The sequence below is a fragment of the Ectopseudomonas toyotomiensis genome (assembly GCF_900115695.1).
In the GTDB taxonomy this organism is placed as follows: Bacteria; Pseudomonadota; Gammaproteobacteria; order Pseudomonadales; family Pseudomonadaceae; genus Aquipseudomonas; species Aquipseudomonas toyotomiensis.
Map to the genome: position 1 here is coordinate 527268 of NZ_FOXK01000002.1, position 17930 is coordinate 545197.

The window sequence follows — 17930 nt, forward strand, 5'->3', positions numbered from 1 at the left end:
CGAATCTTCGTCTAGGCTGACGGGATAACGAACAAGAAAAGCAGGAAACTGCATGCGCAAGGGCATTAGAGCTTTCGTCCGGGTAGTGGACGCATTCAACCGGAGGGTCGGGCGTTTCGCCATGTACCTGATCTTCGCCATGCTGGCGGTGCTCCTGTACTCCTCCATCAGCAAGACCTTCTTCACCCCATCGATATGGACCCTGGAAAGCGCCCAGTTCCTCATGGTCGCCTACTTCCTGCTCGGCGGTGCCTACTCGATGCAGCTCGACGCTCATGTGCGCATGGACCTGGTCTACAGCGCCTGGTCGCCGCGCGCCCGCGCCGTGGTCGATGCGATCACCGTGTTGATGCTGATCTTCTATCTGGTGATGCTGCTGATCGGCGGCATCTCCTCCACCGAGTACGCCATCGAATACAAGGAGACCAGCTACTCGGCCTGGTCGCCCCATATGGCGCCGATCAAGATCGTCATGTGTTTCGGCATCGCCCTGATGCTGTTGCAGGCAGTCGCCACCTTCTTCAAGGACCTGTACGCAGCCCGTGGGGAGACGCTCTGATGAGCTACGAGCTGATCGCGCTGTTGATGTTCTCCTCGATGATGTTGCTGCTGCTGACCGGTAAGCGGGTCTTCGGCGCCATCGGCTTCGTCGCTGCGGCTGCTGCATTGCTGTTGTGGGGCGATGGCGGCTCGGAGATGGCCTTCAGCGCGGCCATGAAACTGATGAAGTGGTACCCGTTGCTGACCCTGCCGATGTTCGTGTTCATGGGTTACATGCTCTCCGAGTCGGGCATCGCCGAAGACCTGTACAAGATGTTCCATGTGTGGATGGGCCCGCTGCCGGGCGGCCTGGCCATCGGCACCATCTTCCTCATGGTGGCGATCTCGGCGATGAACGGCCTGAGCGTGGCCGGTATGGCCATCGGCGCCAGCATCGCCCTGCCCGAGCTGCTCAGGCGTGGCTACGACAAGGTCATGATCACCGGGGTGATCCAGGCTGGCAGCTCGCTGGGCATCCTCATTCCGCCCAGCGTGGTGCTTGTGCTCTACGGCATGATCGCGCGCCAGCCGGTGGGCCAGCTGTGGCTGGCCGGGGCGATTCCGGGCTTGATGATGGCCGGCATGTTCATGCTCTACATCGCCATTCGCTGCCGCCTGCAGCCGCATCTCGGCCCGCCTCTGGCACAGGCCGAACGTGAGCAGATCAGCATGCAGGAGAAGCTGCGGCTGCTCAATGCCGGGTTGGTGCCGGTGTTCATTTTCCTGTCGATGACCGGGCTGTTCCTGCTGGGGTACACCAGCCTGGTGGAAAGCTCGGCGGTGGGCGCCAGTGCTGCGACCCTGGCGGCTTTGTTCAAGGGGCGGCTGAGCGGCAAGGTGATGGAGGAAACGCTGCGCAAGACCCTGGCCATCAGCTGCATGTTCATGTGGATCATTCTCGCCGCGCTGTGCTTCGGCGCGGTGTTCGACGGCCTCGGCGCGGTCAAGGCCATCGAAGGCTTCTTCGTCGACAGTCTGCACCTGGGGCCGTGGCAGATTCTCATCCTGATGCAGATCTCGTTCATCGTGATGGGCATGTTCCTCGACGACACCGCCATGCTGGTGATCGTCGCGCCACTCTACATCCCGCTGGTCGGTGCCCTGGGCTTTGACCTGATCTGGTACGGCGTGCTCTACACCATCACCTGCCAGATCGCCTACATGACCCCGCCATTCGGCTACAACCTGTTCCTCATGCGCGCGATGGCACCACCGGAAGTGACCCTGCGCGACATCTACGTCTCGGTCATACCCTTCGTCTTCATCATGGTCCTGGCGCTGACCCTGGTCATGGTCTTCCCGCAGCTGGCGCTGTGGTTGCCGCAACTGCACTACGGCGGTTGATCAACGGAAATCGGCGCGTCCACGCGCCAGCAGTCGAGCCGGATCGTCCGGCCACTGGTAAGGCCGTCAGCTCTGGCGGCATTGAGCGGTTGTATTGCATCTGCATCGACATTACGGAGAGACCAGCATGAGTACGAGACGCGATTTCCTGAAAACCGCCGCAGTTGGTACCGCGGCCTTGGGCTCGGCGCACATCTACGCCGCCGAGCCGAAGAAGATCACCTGGCGATTGCAGACCTACGCCGGCGCGGCACTGGCCGAGCACGTGATCAAACCCTCGATCGACGCCTTCAACAAGGCCGCCAATGGCCAGATGGAGATCCAGCTGTATTTCGCCGACCAGTTGGTGCCGACTGGCGAGCTGTTCCGCGCCATGCAACGCGGCACCATCGATGCGGTGCAGAGTGATGACGACTCGATTGCGGCGCCAGTGGACGTCTCTGTATTCGGCGGTTACTTCCCCTTCGCCACCCGCTACAGCCTCGATGTGCCGGTTCTGTTCGAGCAGTACGGGCTCAACGAGATCTGGGCCGAGGCCTATGGCGAGGTCAAGGGCGTCACCTGGCTCGGCGCTGGCGCCTGGGACCCTTGCCACTTCGCCACGGTCGAGCCGATCACCAAGCTCGAACACCTCAAGGGCAAGCGTATCTTCACCTTTCCTACCGCCGGCAAGTTCCTCTCGCGCTTCGGCGTGATCCCGGTGACCCTGCCCTGGGAGGACATCGAGGTGGCGATCCAGACTGGAGAGCTGGACGGCATCGCCTGGTCCGGCATCACCGAGGACTACACCGTCGGCTGGGCCAACGTCACCAAGTACTTCCTCACCAACAACATCTCCGGCGCCTGGTGCGGTTCCTACTTCGCCAACTCGGACAAATGGGCGGAAGTGCCGGAGCACCTCAAGACCCTGTTCAAACTGTGCATGGACAGTTCCAACTACTACCGTCAGCACTGGTACTGGGGCGGCGAGGCGCAGCTGCGGGTCGAGGGCGGCAAACTGGAGCTGACCTCCATCCCCGCCGAGGAATGGGCCACGGTGGAGGCCGAGGCGCTGAAGTTCTGGGACGAGATCGCCAAGACCAGCCCGCGCTGCGCCAAGGTGGTGGATATCTTCAAGAAGTACAACGCACTGATGGCAAAGGCGGGGGCGCCTTATCGTTGATGTCATTTGAGTAAGCCAGAGCGCCCGTACCGAGCGGTACGGGCGCGGTTCTATCCCGTACAGCATCGCGCCAGCCAGATTTTTCCCGCCGCTTCCCTGCCATCCCGGCAATCCTGTACCACACTCTATGAGCCTGAAACGGACGCTGTCACACGCGTCGTGCTGCGCTCGTGCGTCGTCGGCCTTGCCTGGCCGGTCATGGATGCCCAGCCCTGCGCTGAACCCGTTGGCCATAACAACAAGACACAGGGGTTAGCATGTTCAAACCACGGGATGTAAAGACCCTGGGCGATGCCCGGCGCATCGTCGAGGAGCGTGGCCTGAGCCACGTCAAGGTCGGTCTGTTCGATAACGACGGGGTGATGCGCGGCAAGTACATGAGCCGCAGCAAGTTCTTCTCCGCCCTTGAGCACGGTTTCGCTTTCTGCGATGTGGTGCTCGGCTGGGACGTCAAGGACCAGCTCTACGACAACGCTCAGTACACCGGCTGGCACAGTGGCTACCCGGACGCGCCGGTGCGCATCCTGCCGCACACCTGCCGCGAGATCCCCTTCGAGAACGGCATGCTGCTGTTTCTCGCCGAATTCGATCAGCAGGCCGAGTCGGTGTGCCCGCGCGGTACCCTGCGCCGGGTGATCCAGCGCTGCCAGGACATGGGCTTCGAGCCCTATGCCGCGCTGGAATACGAATTCTTCATGTTCGATGAAACCCCGGACTCGGCAAGGGCCAAGGGCTTTCGCGATCTGAAGCCATTCACCCCGGACTGGTTCGGTTACTCGATGATCCGCAACTCGGTGCATGCCGAGCTCTATCACCAGATTCTCGAAATGGGCGAGGCGATGGATTTCCCCATCGAGGGCCTGCACACCGAGACCGGGCCGGGCGTGCTCGAGGCGGCAATCGCCTATGACCGCGCCGAGGCGGCGGCGGACAAGGGCGCGCTGTTCAAGACCTTCATGAAGGTGCTGGCCCAGCGCAACGGCCTTATGGCCACCTTCATGGCCAAGTGGTCGGGCAAGTATCCGGGGCAAAGCGGGCACATACATGTCTCATTACGTGATCGCAAGAGCGACAAATCGGCCTTCTACGACCCCAGCCAGGCGCACAACATGAGCAAGTTGCAGCGGCATTTTCTCGCCGGGCAGCAGCGCCTGATGCCGGAGTTCCTGTGCATGGTGGCGCCGACCCTGAACAGCTATCGGCGCCTGATCCCCGGTTTCTGGGCACCGACCGACGCCACCTGGGGCGTGGAGAACCGCACCGCAGCGCTGCGGGTGATCCCTGGGAGCGACAAGTCGCAGCGTCAGGAGTACCGCCTCGGCGCCGCCGACGGCAATCCGTTCCTGGCGCTGTCGGTGGCCATCGGTTCGGGCTTGTACGGCGTCATGCAGGAGTGGGAGCCGACCGAACCGGTCAGCGGTAACGCCTACGCGGTCAAGCATCCAGAGGATCTGGCGTTGCCGCGCACGCTGTGGGACGCCGCGCAGCGTCTGAAGGGCTCGCAGGCCGCCCGCGAACTGTTCGGTGATGCCTTCGTCGAGCACTTCGCCGCCAGCCGCGAATGGGAAGAGCGCGAGTACCGTCGCCATGTCAGCGACTGGGAGCTGGATCGCTACTTCGAAATCATCTGAGCGCTCCCCCTCTCCCCAACCGTCTCCCCGGAGGGGCGAGGGGGCCGAGCGCGCACGCGATCCACCGCGTGGGTCGCGATTCCTCTTACGGAGCACCTTATGAGCAAACTGCAATGTATTTCCCCCATCGACGGTTCGGTCTACGTCGAGCGTCATCTGGCGTCGAATCCCGAGGTGCTGGTCGCGCTGGCCAAGGCCGAGCTGGCGCAGCAGGCCTGGAAGCAGACGCCGCTGCGTGAGCGTATCGCCATCGGCCGGCGCGCCATCGAAGCCTTCGCTGCACGTGAGGCGCAGCTGGCCGAAGAGTTGTGCTGGATGATGGGCCGGCCGATCCGTTACGCCGCCGGCGAGATCCGTGGTTTCGTCGAACGTGCCAGCCATATGGCCGATATCGCCGAGGGCTCACTGGCCGATATCCGCCTGCCGGAAAAGGCCGGTTTCACCCGTTTCATTCGCCGCGAGCCGCTGGGCTTGGCGTTGATCATCGCGCCCTGGAACTACCCCTATCTGACCGCCGTCAACGCGGTGATGCCGGCGCTGTTGGCGGGCAACGTGGTGCTGCTCAAACACTCGGCGCAAACGCCGCTGTGTGCCGAACGCATGGTCGAGGCCTTCGCCGAGGCCGGTCTGCCCGAAGGCGTGTTCCAGTACCTGCACCTGAGCCACGGCGAGACCGAGGCGCTGATTCGCTCGCCGAGTATCGACCACGTTGCCTTCACCGGTTCGGTGCCCGGCGGAGCGATGGTCGAGCGTGCTGCTGCCGGGCGCTTCATCAGTGTTGGGCTCGAACTGGGTGGCAAGGACCCGGCCTACGTCCGGGCCGATGCCGATCTGCAGCACGCGGTGGAAACCACCATCGACGGCGCCTTTTTCAACTCCGGGCAGTCCTGCTGCGGCATCGAGCGCATCTACGTGCACGAGTCATTGTTCGATGAGTTCGTCGAGCGCGCGGTGGCGCTGGTGCGCCAGTACAAGCTGGGGCGTTCGGATGATCCAGAGACCACCCTGGGGCCGCTGGTGCGCAGCGACGCCGCCGACTTCGTCCGCGCCCAGATCGCCGAGGCGGTCGAGCAGGGCGCCAGGGCGCATATCGACCCGGCCGAGTTTCCCCTGGATGCGCCAGGTACGCCCTACATGGCGCCGCAGGTACTGACCAACGTCAACCATGAAATGCGCGTGATGACCGAGGAATCCTTCGGCCCGGTGGTGGGTATCCAGAAGGTCGCCAGCGACGAGGAGGCGCTGGCGCTGATGAACGACAGCGAGTTCGGCCTGACCGCGGCAATATTCAGTCGCGACGTCGATGCCGCCATGGCCCTGGCTGATCGGGTGGAGGCCGGCACGGTGTTTCTCAACCGCTGCGACTACCTCGACCCCGGTCTGGCCTGGACTGGGGTGAAGCACTCCGGGCGCGGCTGCACCCTCTCAAGGGTCGGTTATGAGCAACTGACCCGGCCGAAATCCTTCCACTTCAAGACTCAGCTGTGAGGCGTTCAATGACTCTCGATCAGTACCGTATGAACTGGAACTACCCGACCTCGATGCGCGTCGGCGTCGGCCGCATCAGCGAGCTGGCCGAGGCCTGCCGTCAGCTCGGCATGCGCGCGCCGCTGCTGTGCACCGACCCCGGTCTGGCCGCGCTGCCGATGATCGACGCGGCGCTGCGCCAGTGTCGCGATGCTGGCTTGAACGCAGGGCTGTTCTCGGCGATCAAGGGCAACCCCACCGGCGCCAACGTGATGGACGGTGTGGCGGCGTTCAAGGCCGGCGCTCATGACGGGGTGATCGCCTTCGGCGGCGGTTCGGCGCTGGATGCCGGCAAGGCCATCGCCCTGATGGTCGGCCAGGAGCGGCCGCTGTGGGATTTCGAGGACGTCGGCGACAACGCCAGTCGGGTCAATGTCGCCGGCATGGCGCCGGTGGTGGCAGTGCCGACCACTGCTGGTACCGGCTCGGAAGTCGGCCGCGCCTCGGTGATCACCGATGACGCGGCGCATATCAAGCGCATCATCTTCCACGCGCGCATGCTGCCGGCGCTGGTGATCCTCGACCCCGAGCTGACCGTCGGGCTGCCGGCGAAGATCACCGCCGCCACCGGTATGGACGCCCTGTCGCACAGCCTGGAGGCCTTCTGCTCGCCGCTGTTTCATCCCATGGCCGAGGGCATCGCCCTGGAAGGCATGCGCCTGGTGCAGCAGTACCTGCCACGTGCGGTCAGTCAGGGCGCCGACGTCGAGGCGCGGCTGCAGATGTTGGTGGCCTCGAGCATGGGCGCCACCGCCTTCCAGCGCGGCCTCGGCGCCATGCATGCGCTGGCGCATCCGCTGGGGGCGCTGTACGACGCCCACCACGGCCTGCTCAACGCAGTGCTGATGCCTTACGTGCTGGTGGCCAATCGCGGTGCCATCGAGCCGCAAATGGAAAAGATGGCGCGCTATCTGGCGCTGCCAGGCGGCTTCGATGCGGTACTGGAGTGGGTGTTGGCGCTGCGCAGCGAGGTGGGTATCGCCCACAGCCTGGGCGAAATCGGCATCGACGATGCACGAATCGAGCAGGTGGGACGGATGGCCGAGGTCGATCCCTCTGCCGGCACCAACCCCATCGCCTTCAGCGCCGCGCAGTACAGCGCGTTGTTCGAGAAGGCGCTGCGTGGGGCCTTGTAGCCCGGATGCAATCCGCGAGCGATTGGCCTGCTTTGCCCCGGATTTCATCCGGGCTACGGGCTGAGCAGTGAGTGCGTCAGCGGTCAAGAACCTGGCTGAAACGTAGCAGGTAACCATCCGGGTCCTGGATCATCAGCTGGCGCACCCTGACCCAGCTGTCGCCAGTGCGGTATTCCACCGTCTCCGGTGGCAGGCGCAGCGGTACGTCATTGGCGAGCAAAGCCTGATACAGCGGCTGTAGATCAGCCACGTCGATCTGCAGATTGATGCCGCGTCCCAGCGGTCGGTCGAGCGGCATTATCGTCCAGGGATCGTTTGGCCGAGCGTGCTGGTCGATCTGCTCCAGCATCAATGCGGCTTCACCCAGAACGATGGCTGCAAAGCCATTCTCGGGGCGTTGGTACAGCAGGTTGAAACCCAGTACCTGCTGGTAGAACGTCAGACTGGTCAGCAGATCACCGACCTGTAGTTCGGGCGTCAGGGCCGGCAGGCGTGTTTGGCTCATGCCTGGTCTTGCGCTGCCTGCAGGGCTTCCAGCGCTGGCGCGGCATAGATGCCTACTTCCACCGCCAGCTCCATCACCCGCGGCAGATCGCTGGCGTACACCAGTACCGCCTGCAGCTCGTCGTCCAGCGGTTCGCTGAAGTCCACCAGCACATAGCCGCCGGTTTCCGGCGACAGCGCCGAGAGCTGCACCTGAATACGGTTGAGCGCCTTGAGCGGTTCGGTCTTGGCCAGTTGCTTGGCCTTGAGCACGAACTGCACTTGTGGGCCGAAGGACTCGGTGATGCGCTGGAACAGCTCCTCATAGCTGTCGGCCTGGAACAGCACGGTATCCGGCAGGCTGCCGACCACCACCCATTCGCCCAGCGCAATGGGGAATTCGTCGTCGTAGTTGACGTCCGGGTTGGCGGCGAGGAAGGCGGTCGGGTCGGCGTAAGCCTGGGTGGCCTCGTCGGCGATACGGGCGATCTCGTCCTCGGGCAGGCAGCCGGAGCTTATCTTGGCGATCAGTTCTTCCAGCTGGGCTTTCATCGAGGCATTCCTGTTCGGGGGGCAAAGGCGCGCAGGATAAGTCAAAGCGCGCTGCGCTAGAAGTAGGCCAGCAGGCGGCCCAGGCTCATCACCAGCAGCCAGATCAGAAGCGACAGCGCCGCCTGCAGCCGACCTAACAGTGGTGCGTGCGTATCCCAGTCGCCCAGCCGAGCACTCCATAGCTGGCGAAACAGCAGGGCGTTGCCAATACCCATGGCAATCAGCAGCAGCTTGAGTTGTAGCAGTCCATCGGCGCTCAGAGGTCCCGCGTCGGCGGCGAACAGGCAGAAACCGCTGCCAAGCAGCAACACAAGACCGAACACTGCCAGTGGCGTCAGCGCCCGCGACACGGCAGGCAGGGAGAAAGTACGGCCGGCGCCTAGCAAACGCGCATCGAGTAGCAGCATGGGCCCAAGCAGCAACACCAGGCCAAGCAGATGCAGCAGGTTGAGCGCCGGGTAGAGCAGTGCCGAGCTGCGCATCTGCTCGCCCAGCGCCGTGGCTTCGAGCCAGGCGGCCCAGGCGATCAGACTGTCCATCTAGCGCAGTTCGATGGTGCGCCCGTCGACGATGATACGTTCGGCGCGGATCTCCGCGGTGCCGTCCTTGCGCGGGTAGCCGACTATGGTCACGGTCTTGCCCGCCGTCAGGTCGGATTCCGGCAGCCCACGCGCCTGCAGGCGGCTGATCGGGGCGAGGATCACCTGCCAGGTGCGCCCGTCGTGCTCGATGCTCACGTCGGCGTGCGGGTTGCGGTAGTTGACGGTCTGTAGCGGCACTTCCAGGGTCAGGAGCTGATCGGCGTCGTAGGAGCTCCAGCCATGGTGAGCCTGGGCGAGGGCAGCGGTCAGCAGCAGGCCAAGTGTGGTGGTGAGAAGCAGCAGTTTCTTCAGCATGGCGATCACCCGGTGGACTGATGGAACACCGGGTAAACCTAGACCCTGTAACCGATGCTGCGACGTACGGGCAGCATTTGGAAACAGAATCGGCTCAGCCGTAGCGCTTCTTTGCTTCGATGGCCAGACCACTGCCGATGCTGCCAAAGGTATTGCCTTCTACACTGCGCGCGTTGGGCAGCATGGCGGCCACGCTCTGACGCAGCGCCGGCACGCCACTGGAGCCGCCGGTGAAGAACAGTGTGTCGACCTGATCGGCGCTGACTCCGGCATCGGCGAGCAATTGTGTGAGGCTGGCGCGGATGCGCTCGAGCAGCGGCTCGATGGCGTTCTCGAACAGCGGCCGGGTCAGCTCGGCGACCAGGCCCGGCTCGACGCGCGACAGATCGATGGGCCGCGCGTCCTGTTCGCTCAGGGCGATCTTGCTCTCTTCCACCTGCATCGCCAGCCAATGCCCGGCGCGCTGTTCGATCAGGCCGAACAGGCGGTCGATGCCGGTGGCGTCGACAATGTCGTAGCGCATGTTCTGCAGGGCCAGCTGGGTCTTCTGCGCATACAGCGCGTTGATGGTGTGCCAGGTCGCCAGGTTGAGGTGATAGCTGGTGGGCATGAAGGCGTCGCTCTTCATCCGGCTGCCGTAGCCGAACAGCGGCATCACGCCGGCCAGCGACAGCTGCTTGTCGAAGTCGGTCCCGCCGATATGCACGCCGCCCGTGGCGAGGATGTCGTCCTGGCGCTCGGCCAAATGGTGGCGCTCAGGGGCCAGACGCACCAGAGAGAAGTCTGAGGTGCCGCCGCCGATATCGACGATCAGCACCAGCTCCTCGCGCTCCAGGTTCGACTCGTAGTCGAAGGCCGCGGCGATGGGCTCGTACTGAAACGACACCTCCTTGAACCCGAGCTTGTGCGCCACGGCCACCAGGGTGTTCTGCGCCTCCAGGTCGGCGACCGGGTCGTCATCGACGAAGAATACCGGGCGACCCAATACCACTTCCTCGAAGGCGCGCTCGGCCTGGGCCTCGGCGCGCTTCTTCAGCTCGCCGATGAAGAAGCCAAGCAGGTCCTTGAATGGCAGGGCGCTGCCCAGCACCGTGGTTTCGCTTTTGAGCAGCTTGGAGCCCAGCAGGCTCTTGAGTGAGCGCATCAGGCGCCCCTCGTAGCCCTCCAGATACTCGTGCAGGGCCAGGCGGCCGTATACCGGGCGGCGTTCCTCGGTGTTGAAGAAAATCACCGATGGCAGGGTGATCTTGCCGTCCTCCAGTGTCAGCAAACTGTCCTGGCCGGGGCGCAGCCAGCCGACGGTGGAATTGGAGGTGCCGAAGTCGATGCCGCAGGCGCGGGCAGGAGTGGAAAAGGACATGGAACGCAGAGCCGCAAAAATGGCCGCGCATTCTATGTCAGTAGCGCGGCGACGGCGAGTCGTCAGGACGGCAGGTTGCCGCTCTGCTGCTTGCTCTTCCACTGGCTCCACTCGAAGCCCAGCACTACCAGTAGCGACAGGGCGAAGGGCAGCAGCAGGTAGAACACGCGAAACACGATCAGCGCGGCCAGCACGTCGGCGGCGGGAATTTCTGGCAGGGCCGCCAGGAAGGTCACTTCCAGCACACCCAGGCCACCTGGTGCGTGGGACAGCAGCGCCAGCGAAAAGGAGGCGAGGAATACGCCGAGCACGATCAGATAGCCGGGGTGATTGTCGGCTGGCAGGGCGAAATAGATGATCGCCGCCGCACAGAGCAATTCCAGCGGGCCAGCTAGCAACTGCCGACCGACGATGGGCAGGCGCGGATATTCCACGTGCAGCTTGCCCAGGGTCCAGGGTTTGAACTGGCGCCAGGAGCCCAGCACGTAGAGGCCGACCAGGCTCAGCAGCACACTGCCGATGACCACCGAGACCAGCGGCGTGATGTTGGCGACCCGGTGGATCAGGTCGGGTTGGGCGATCAATACGCAGCCGCTGGCCAGCAGGGTGCCAAGGGCGAAGGTGAAGGAGCAGAAGACGATGAGGATGCCGATTTCCTGAGGCGTCAGGCCCTTGCTGCGATAGGCGCGATAGCGCACCACGGCACCGGAGAACACCGAGGCACCGATATTGTGGGCCAGGGCATAGGTGGTGAAGGAGCACAGGGTGATGAAACGCCAGGGAATCTGCTTGCCGAGGTGGGCGACGGCGATGCGGTCGTACCAGGCCAGTGCCCAGTAGGCACCGAGGGTGGCGGCGGCGGCGAGCAGCCAGTTCATGTGGGAGATCGCCTCGAGGCTGCCCTTGATCTGGTCGAGGGAAATGTTGCCCAACTCGCGGTAGAGCAGGAAGCCAGACAGCACCACGGCACTGAGCCCGATCAGCGTCCAGATCAGGTCGCTGCGCTTCAGTTTGGGTTTGGCTTCTACGACAGACACCGCTATTCCTCGCTCACCAGGCCCGGGGTAGTGGGGCCGTATGCCTCTGACGAGGCGGCTGTTCACCGGCTTGCCGGCCGCTCGCAACGGCCGTTGGCGGATCGTGCCCGCGCGGCGCGCTGCGCAGTATCAGGGAGCCGCCGCCAGTACTCAACTGGCAAGCATGCAGACGCCCCTCAATAGTTGTGTCAGCGATTGTTCCGATATGTTCATATCCAGGTCAGGGTCAGCGCTGCCAGCACCGCGTAGCGGCCGGCTTTGGCCAGGGTGACGATGAGCAGGAATATCCACAGGCGTTCGCGCATCACACCAGCGACCAGCGTCAATGGGTCGCCGATCACCGGCATCCAGCTGAGTAGCAATGACCAGCGCCCGTAACGGGCGTACCAGGCCTGCGCCTGCTGCAAGCGGGCCGGGTTGACCGGGAACCAGCGGCGCTCGCGATGGTGCTCGATGGAGCGGCCCAGCAGCCAGTTGACCCAGGAGCCCAGCACATTGCCCAGGGTAGCTACCAGCAGCAAGGCCCAGAGCGGATGCTGGCCGGCCAGCAGGAGGGCGACCAGCACGGCTTCGGACTGCAGCGGCAGCAGCGTCGCCGCGCCGAAGGCAGAAAGAAACAGTGCCGGATAGGCGGACAGACTCAGCATGACAGGAGCGCGCCGGCCGCAGGGCCGGCGGGGGTCAGGACTGCGATTCCTGGCCGCTGTTGGCCATGATCTCTTCCAGGCTCAGGCCGGTCAGGCCGTGAATGGTCTTCCACAGGTAGTAGAAGATGGCCATCAGCATGATCATCGAGGGAATGGCGATCATCGGGTAGCTGAGCAGGGTCATGCGCCCCAGTTCATCATTGAAGGCCTCGGTGCCGGCCGGGCTGACCACGATCCACTTGGCCAGCACGTAGTTCATGAACGAGGAGAAGAAGAAGGTGCCGCTGAGCCAGTAGGTCGCGCGCATCAGGCGCGTCTCGAAGTGCTCGACGTGGCCGCCTTGCTCCAGGCGATCATGGATCTTGTCGATATTGAGCACCGTCTTGTTGAACAGCAGGGTGCGGATCAGCGGGTAGCGGGTGCGGGTGGAGACCAGCACGGCAATGCCGATCAGGCCGGGAATCAGTGCTTCCTTGACTGCCAGCCACTGAGTGTCGAGCTTGAGCAGGCCGATACCGCCGGTCAGCGCTACGCTGATCAGGCCGAGCAGGGCGATGAAGTTGAATTTGCGATATTTGATCAGCTCGAACGCGCCCCAGCCCAGCGGGAACGCCAGGGCCAGGATCAGTGCGCCATCGGCGCCGAGGCGGTGCTCGCCGCTGAGCTTCATCAGGATGAACGAGGGAATCAGGATGCTGATGGCCAGGTCGATCAGCGGGCGGGGCTTGTGCGTCGGGGTACGGCTGTCAGTAGTGGCGGTCATGGTAGCTGGAGTCTGCGTAGGAAGGCCGATGATCGCCTGCCCGGCGCGCCAGGGCTAGCCCGACCGTCGGTTTTGAATGTGAAAAAGTATGAGTCGACAGCCATCCGACAGGAGAGAAGAGCTGGCTGGCGATGCTAAAGTGATGGCAAGGCCTGGGAGTCGAACATGCCAAGAATCATCCCTTTCATTTGCCTGTTGCTGGCTGCTGTTTTCCTGACGCCTGTGCCGGCCTGGGCGCGGGACTGCATCGGTATGGTGCCGGCCGGCACATCGGCGTTCTGGAGCGAGCTGGAAGCCGGCGCGAGACGCACCGCTGACGATCTGCAATTGGAACTCTATACGCGCGGCCCGACCCAGGAGGGCAGCGTCGAGGTGCAATTGCAGCTGATAGATCGTGTGCTTGCACAGGGCTGCAAGGCGCTGATCATCGCCCCGGCTGGCGATGCCATCGATACCCGGATAGCGGCCTTGCGTGACGAAGGTATTCCCACCGTCTATGTCGACCGCGGCGTTGCGGGAGATGGCGCTTATGCGCTGGTGGCGACCGACAACTTCCTCGCAGGTCAGTTGGCCGGGCAACAACTGGCCGAGCGTCTCGGGCAGGGTGGCAGGGTCGGGGTGTTGCGTTTGCGTCCCGGGCTGCAATCGACCGAGGAGCGTGAGCGCGGCTTTCTGCTGGCGGCACAGGCGTCAGGGTTGCAGGTGGTATTCGACACCTACCTGGGTGATGACCGCCAGCGCATCGCCGAGGCCCTGAGCGAGCAGTTGCCCAGGCTCGACGGCCTGTTCAGCCCCAATGGCACCAGCAGCCGGGCGACACTGGCGGCTCTGCGCCAGTTGGGCAAGGCCGGTACGGTGGACTTCGTCGGCTTCGATGGAGGCGAACTGCTGTTCGATGCCGTGAGACAAGGACAGATTCACGCCCTGTTGCTTCAGCAGCCGCAGGCCATGGGTGATCATGCGGTGCGCCTGGTGCATCGGGCCCTGAGTGGCGAACGCGCCATTTCACGCCTGCAACTGTTGCTCGAGCCACGGGTACTGACCGCCAGGGAATTGGCCGATATGACCGCGCCGCAACAGCCTTGGTGATGGGCAGAGCGCGGGTTTATGATCCTTGTCCTGGCCGCCCTGAATTCGCTGTAGGGCGCGCTCTAGACGGTGGCGTGCAATGAACCTGAAGTACCTGCTCGCAGCTCTGTTGTTCTGCAGTTTTTGCGTCCACGTGACGGCTGCCGAGTTGCGGCTGTATACCGAAGACTATCGACCTTTCAGCTATCTTGAGAATGGCAGGCCGAGTGGCATGGCTGTGGCGGTGGTCGAAGAGTTGATCCGCCGTACCGGTGAGCAGGCGCGCATCGAACTGGTGCCCTGGACACGCGGCTATCACCAGGTTCGTCATCAGGCCGACACCGCGTTGTTTTCTACCGTGCGCACGGCGCAGCGCGAAGCCGAGTTTCAGTGGGTCGGGCCGATCGCGCGAGGCTATACGCGCTTCTACACGCACAAGGATGCCGGGCTGCGAGTCACCAGCCTGGACGACGTGCGCCAGCTCGGCACCCTTGCGGTGCCCAAGCAGTGGTACAGCTACGAACTGCTGCGTGAGCAGGAGCTGGATAACCTGTATGGCGTGCCGACGCCTCAGGACATGCTGCGCATGTTTCGCCATGGCCGGGTCAAGCTGCTGCTGGCCAACAACCTGACCCTCGACGGCATGCTTGCCGAACAGGGCATGCATGCCGGGCAGCTGCAGGCGCAGTTCGACCTGATGCCCAATGACTCCTATATCGCCTTTTCCCTGCAGACGGATGCCGCTCGTGTCGCGCGATGGCAGCAGGCGCTGCAGCAGATGCGTCATGACGGTAGCCTGGAGCGGATCTATCGACACTGGTTTCCGACGGCCGATGAGCGGACGTTGGTCGATTTGCTGCGCCTCGAGTGAAGCGGCTGCATGGCGCTCCACGTCTTGCTAGGCTGCAAGCGGGAGGGGCGGTGATGGCCAAGTGTATTAATCAATGGCTGTGTATCCTGCTGCTGGTGCTGTGCGCTCCAGCGGCGGCACAGCTGCGTCTGCTCACCGAGGATGCGCCGCCGATGAGCTTCTTGCGCGAGGGCGAGCCCAGCGGTTTCTCCGTCGAGGTGGTCAGAGCGTTGCTGGCGCGCACCGGCGACAACGGTCAGATCGAACTGATGCCCTGGACGCGAGCATTGCATCTGGCTCAACAGGAGGAAGATGTCGCGCTGTTTTCCACCGTGCGTACTGCCGAGCGCGAGAACAGATTTCAGTGGGTCGGGCCCATCGTGGTCGGCACCACCAGCTTCTATTCGCTCAAGTCGCGCGACCTGGTCATCGACACCTTGGAGCAGGCCGCGGCCAGCGGGCCACTGGCGCTACCCAAGCAGTGGTACACCTTCGAGACCCTCAGCGCGAGGGGCTTTACCAACCTCTACGGCGTGCCCAGTTCGAAACAGATGGTGACCATGCTCAAGCATGGCCGGGTCAACCTGATTGCTACCGAAGACCTGACCCTGGCTGGCGAGCTGGCTGCTGTCGATCTCAAACCGCAGGACGTCACCGCGCACGTGCCGTTCATGCGCTCGGCCTATTACATCGCTTTCTCCCCGCAGACTTCGGTGGTGCGTGTGGTGCGCTGGCAGCGCGCCTTGCAGCAGATGCATGAGGACGGCAGCCTGGAGGCGATCCTGAAACGCTGGTTGCCGCATGCGCCGATGCCGCCCATCGCTCCGTAGCGCCTCGCGCGGCGACTGGTTAACCTGAGCGCTGCAATCCACCGAGTCCGATCATGTCGCGTCGTCATCTCACTCTCGATCTGCGCAGTCGCGCCGGCTTGTTCGCTCACCTTGGCGCGATGGAGCGGGCTGGCGTGCCCATTGATCGAGCGCTGGCCAGTCTGGATCTCGGTGCGCACCATGAGGCCGCCGTCAAGCGCCTGCGACAGATGGTCGGCGGCGGACGCGACCTGGCGACTTCCGGCCAGTTGAGTGGCGTGTTCACGCCATTGGAAAGCGGCCTGGTGCGCGCTGCGCAGGAGGCCGGTGCTCTGGCGCATATCTACGAGCAATTGGCGCAGCGCTATGACGAACAGGCGCGTTATGCCGCAGAGTTGAAGTCACGTCTGCTATTGCCGGCCGGGGTTTTGCTGTTGGCGCTGGCGGTCAAACCCTTGCCTGCTTTAGTTGGGGGAAGTCTGAGTGGCGCGGGCTACCTGGCGGCTGTGCTGATGCCGATCTTGTGGCTGTCGGCATTGCTGTTCGGTGCACGAGCGTTGTGGCGACGCTGGCAACAGCGGCGAACCGATCAACCGGGCCCGTTGGACGATCTGCTGCTGGCTCTGCCGGTGTTGGGCAGCCTGCAGCGCCGGGCGGATGTCCGTAATTTCTGCGACAGCCTCGGGCTGCTGCTGGAGGCCGGGATGCCCGTGCTCGACGCCTTGCCGCGTGCCTGCAGTGCAGTGAGCGGCGCGCGGCTGCGGCGGGATTTCGCCAACCTGGCACCACGGGTTGCGGCTGGGCAGTCGTTGGTGCGGGCGTTCGACGGGCTGAGTTTTCATGGCAAAGCCATGCTCATCGGCGTGCTCAATACCGGCGAAGCGACCGGCCGGCCAGGCGAGGCGCTGCTGCGTTTCGCCCGCCTGCAGGCGCAGCAGCTGGCTGCGAGCCAACAGATGCTGGCGAGCTGGGCGCCACGGCTGTTCTATTTGGCGGTCGCCGGCTGGATGGCATACGGCCTGCTGACCGGTGGCGGTTTCTTCCCGGCCCTGCCCGCGGAGCTGGCTGGCCGATAATTTGCTGGTTATCGACCACGGCGGTCCGTTTGAAAGCTGGCAGCAAGTGCCTTGCGCTAGCATTCGTCACGTCTACGCCATTACTAAAAAGAGAAAAAAGCGATTCAACCGACTTTGGAATACGCCCCATGCCCATCCTGCAACGTGCATCCCACCATGAGCTACGCAGTGCCTTCCGTGCCCTGCTGGCTTCCGACCGCTGTTACCACACGGCTTCGGTCTTCGATCCCATGTCCGCCCGCATCGCCGCCGATCTCGACTTCGAGGTCGGTATTCTCGGCGGCTCCGTCGCCTCCCTGCAGGTACTCGGTGCGCCGGACTTCGCCCTGATCACTCTCAGCGAATTCGTCGAGCAGGCCGCGCGCATCGGCCGCGTCGCGCGTTTGCCGGTGATCGCCGATGCCGACCACGGCTACGGTAATGCGCTCAATGTGATGCGCACCGTGGTCGAGCTGGAACGCGCCGGCGTCGCCGCGCTGACCATCGAAGACACCCTGCTGCCGGCCCAGTTCGGCCGCAAGTCCACCGACCTGATCTCTATCGAGGAAGGCGTCGGCAAGATCCTCGCTGCGCTGGAGGCGCGTGTCGATCCGGAGCTCTCGATCATCGCCCGTACCCATGCCGGCGTACTGGAGGTGGACGAAGTGATCCGCCGCACTCGCGCCTATGAGGCTGCAGGCGCCGACGGCATCTGCCTGGTCGGGATCAAGGATTTCGCCCATCTCGAGCAGATCGCCGCAGGCCTCAAGGTGCCGCTGATGCTGGTCACCTATGGCAATCCCGAACTGCGCGATAACCAACGCCTGGCGCGCCTGGGCGTGCGCATCGTGGTCAACGGCCATGCTGCCTACTTCGCCGCGATCAAGGCCACCTACGACTGCCTGCGCGAACAGCGCGGTGCACAGCCGTGCGACCTCAACGCCACCGAGCTGACCCACAAGTACACCATGCCCGAGGATTACATTCTGTGGGCCAAGGAGTTCATGGAAGTCCGCGAGTAGCCTGTCGCGACCGGCTGCACTTGCACTTCGCATTCTCCGGGCGCATAT

General features: G+C 63.9%; 19 protein-coding genes. 11 read left to right on the forward strand and 8 right to left on the reverse strand.

Going from position 1 to position 17930, the window contains the following annotated elements:
* Window positions 1-52: 52 nt before the first annotated feature.
* The 6 genes from BM186_RS05675 to BM186_RS05700 all read left to right on the forward strand — a co-directional run bounded on the left by BM186_RS05675 (window position 53) and on the right by BM186_RS05700 (window position 7340).
* Window positions 53-559, forward strand: coding sequence for a TRAP transporter small permease subunit (locus BM186_RS05675; RefSeq protein WP_074913832.1), 507 nt, complete (start codon window positions 53-55; stop codon window positions 557-559).
* Window positions 559-1884, forward strand: coding sequence for a TRAP transporter large permease (locus BM186_RS05680; RefSeq protein ID WP_074913833.1), 1326 nt, complete (start codon window positions 559-561; stop codon window positions 1882-1884). The genes BM186_RS05675 and BM186_RS05680 overlap by 1 nt, the downstream gene beginning before the upstream one ends.
* 127 nt (window positions 1885-2011) lie before the next feature.
* A complete protein-coding gene (locus tag BM186_RS05685) occupies window positions 2012-3046 on the forward strand; it encodes a TRAP transporter substrate-binding protein (RefSeq protein WP_074913834.1) in 1035 nt (344 codons plus the stop codon).
* Window positions 3047-3303: 257 nt separating this feature from the next.
* Complete coding sequence (locus BM186_RS05690) at window positions 3304-4677, forward strand: glutamine synthetase family protein (protein ID WP_074913835.1); 1374 nt, start codon at window positions 3304-3306, stop codon at window positions 4675-4677.
* Window positions 4678-4776: 99 nt separating this feature from the next.
* The gene (locus BM186_RS05695; RefSeq protein ID WP_074913836.1) at window positions 4777-6165 is read left to right on the forward strand and encodes an aldehyde dehydrogenase family protein; all 1389 of its coding nucleotides are present in this window, start codon (window positions 4777-4779) and stop codon (window positions 6163-6165) included.
* An 8-nt stretch (window positions 6166-6173) separates the two neighbouring features.
* Entirely contained in the window at window positions 6174-7340 is a 1167-nt protein-coding gene (locus BM186_RS05700; protein WP_074913837.1) for an iron-containing alcohol dehydrogenase, read from the forward strand.
* Window positions 7341-7416: 76 nt separating this feature from the next.
* Here the strand turns inward: BM186_RS05700 and BM186_RS05705 are convergent, their stop codons facing one another.
* The 8 genes from BM186_RS05705 to BM186_RS05740 form a co-directional block, all read right to left on the reverse strand.
* Window positions 7417-7845 carry a bleomycin resistance protein gene (locus BM186_RS05705; protein ID WP_072423236.1) on the reverse strand — a complete coding sequence of 143 codons (429 nt, stop codon included), beginning with the start codon at window positions 7843-7845 and terminating at the stop codon, window positions 7417-7419.
* Complete coding sequence (locus BM186_RS05710) at window positions 7842-8375, reverse strand: hypothetical protein (RefSeq protein ID WP_074913838.1); 534 nt, start codon at window positions 8373-8375, stop codon at window positions 7842-7844. Before BM186_RS05710 ends, BM186_RS05705 begins: the two co-directional genes overlap by 4 nt.
* A 56-nt stretch (window positions 8376-8431) precedes the next feature.
* Complete coding sequence (locus BM186_RS05715) at window positions 8432-8914, reverse strand: hypothetical protein (protein WP_072423234.1); 483 nt, start codon at window positions 8912-8914, stop codon at window positions 8432-8434.
* Entirely contained in the window at window positions 8915-9271 is a 357-nt protein-coding gene (locus BM186_RS05720) for a DUF6152 family protein (RefSeq protein WP_072423754.1), read from the reverse strand.
* A gap of 94 nt (window positions 9272-9365) precedes the next feature.
* On the reverse strand, window positions 9366-10631 hold the full coding sequence (locus BM186_RS05725; RefSeq protein WP_074913839.1) for an Hsp70 family protein: 1266 nt from the start codon (window positions 10629-10631) through the stop codon (window positions 9366-9368).
* A gap of 62 nt (window positions 10632-10693) precedes the next feature.
* Window positions 10694-11668 (reverse strand): lysylphosphatidylglycerol synthase transmembrane domain-containing protein, encoded by a 975-nt coding sequence (locus BM186_RS05730; protein ID WP_072423232.1) that lies wholly within the window; start codon window positions 11666-11668, stop codon window positions 10694-10696.
* A 209-nt stretch (window positions 11669-11877) separates the two neighbouring features.
* Window positions 11878-12315 carry a YqaA family protein gene (locus BM186_RS05735; protein WP_074913840.1) on the reverse strand — a complete coding sequence of 146 codons (438 nt, stop codon included), beginning with the start codon at window positions 12313-12315 and terminating at the stop codon, window positions 11878-11880.
* Between the two features lie 34 nt (window positions 12316-12349).
* Entirely contained in the window at window positions 12350-13078 is a 729-nt protein-coding gene (locus tag BM186_RS05740; protein WP_072423230.1) for a VC0807 family protein, read from the reverse strand.
* A gap of 165 nt (window positions 13079-13243) precedes the next feature.
* Between BM186_RS05740 and BM186_RS05745 the strand changes: the two genes are divergently transcribed.
* The 5 genes from BM186_RS05745 to BM186_RS05765 all read left to right on the forward strand — a co-directional run bounded on the left by BM186_RS05745 (window position 13244) and on the right by BM186_RS05765 (window position 17882).
* The gene (locus BM186_RS05745) at window positions 13244-14167 is read left to right on the forward strand and encodes a substrate-binding domain-containing protein (protein WP_072423229.1); all 924 of its coding nucleotides are present in this window, start codon (window positions 13244-13246) and stop codon (window positions 14165-14167) included.
* 79 nt (window positions 14168-14246) lie between these two features.
* Complete coding sequence (locus BM186_RS05750) at window positions 14247-15017, forward strand: substrate-binding periplasmic protein (RefSeq protein WP_074913841.1); 771 nt, start codon at window positions 14247-14249, stop codon at window positions 15015-15017.
* 53 nt (window positions 15018-15070) lie between these two features.
* Window positions 15071-15826 carry a substrate-binding periplasmic protein gene (locus BM186_RS05755; RefSeq protein ID WP_074913842.1) on the forward strand — a complete coding sequence of 252 codons (756 nt, stop codon included), beginning with the start codon at window positions 15071-15073 and terminating at the stop codon, window positions 15824-15826.
* Between the two features lie 53 nt (window positions 15827-15879).
* Window positions 15880-16881: a type II secretion system F family protein gene (locus tag BM186_RS05760; protein ID WP_074913843.1), complete on the forward strand. Its 1002-nt coding sequence runs from the start codon at window positions 15880-15882 to the stop codon at window positions 16879-16881.
* 137 nt (window positions 16882-17018) lie between these two features.
* A complete protein-coding gene (locus BM186_RS05765; protein ID WP_092380492.1) occupies window positions 17019-17882 on the forward strand; it encodes an isocitrate lyase/PEP mutase family protein in 864 nt (287 codons plus the stop codon).
* The last annotated feature ends 48 nt before the right edge of the window (window positions 17883-17930 follow it).

Bases quoted from the DNA above. Each gene is read 5' to 3' on its own strand.
- BM186_RS05685 (WP_074913834.1), top strand. From the start codon at position 2,012: ATGAGTACGAGACGCGATTTCCTGAAAACCGCCGCAGTTGGTACCGCG.
- BM186_RS05745 (WP_072423229.1), top strand. From the start codon at position 13,244: ATGCCAAGAATCATCCCTTTCATTTGCCTGTTGCTGGCTGCTGTTTTC.
- BM186_RS05710 (WP_074913838.1), bottom strand. From the start codon at position 8,375: ATGAAAGCCCAGCTGGAAGAACTGATCGCCAAGATAAGCTCCGGCTGC.
- BM186_RS05735 (WP_074913840.1), bottom strand. From the start codon at position 12,315: ATGCTGAGTCTGTCCGCCTATCCGGCACTGTTTCTTTCTGCCTTCGGC.
- BM186_RS05680 (WP_074913833.1), top strand. From the start codon at position 559: ATGAGCTACGAGCTGATCGCGCTGTTGATGTTCTCCTCGATGATGTTG.
- BM186_RS05755 (WP_074913842.1), top strand. From the start codon at position 15,071: ATGGCCAAGTGTATTAATCAATGGCTGTGTATCCTGCTGCTGGTGCTG.
- BM186_RS05760 (WP_074913843.1), top strand. From the start codon at position 15,880: ATGTCGCGTCGTCATCTCACTCTCGATCTGCGCAGTCGCGCCGGCTTG.
- BM186_RS05705 (WP_072423236.1), bottom strand. From the start codon at position 7,845: ATGAGCCAAACACGCCTGCCGGCCCTGACGCCCGAACTACAGGTCGGT.
- BM186_RS05690 (WP_074913835.1), top strand. From the start codon at position 3,304: ATGTTCAAACCACGGGATGTAAAGACCCTGGGCGATGCCCGGCGCATC.
- BM186_RS05695 (WP_074913836.1), top strand. From the start codon at position 4,777: ATGAGCAAACTGCAATGTATTTCCCCCATCGACGGTTCGGTCTACGTC.
- BM186_RS05725 (WP_074913839.1), bottom strand. From the start codon at position 10,631: ATGTCCTTTTCCACTCCTGCCCGCGCCTGCGGCATCGACTTCGGCACC.
- BM186_RS05715 (WP_072423234.1), bottom strand. From the start codon at position 8,914: ATGGACAGTCTGATCGCCTGGGCCGCCTGGCTCGAAGCCACGGCGCTG.
- BM186_RS05675 (WP_074913832.1), top strand. From the start codon at position 53: ATGCGCAAGGGCATTAGAGCTTTCGTCCGGGTAGTGGACGCATTCAAC.
- BM186_RS05700 (WP_074913837.1), top strand. From the start codon at position 6,174: ATGACTCTCGATCAGTACCGTATGAACTGGAACTACCCGACCTCGATG.
- BM186_RS05720 (WP_072423754.1), bottom strand. From the start codon at position 9,271: ATGCTGAAGAAACTGCTGCTTCTCACCACCACACTTGGCCTGCTGCTG.
- BM186_RS05750 (WP_074913841.1), top strand. From the start codon at position 14,247: ATGAACCTGAAGTACCTGCTCGCAGCTCTGTTGTTCTGCAGTTTTTGC.
- BM186_RS05740 (WP_072423230.1), bottom strand. From the start codon at position 13,078: ATGACCGCCACTACTGACAGCCGTACCCCGACGCACAAGCCCCGCCCG.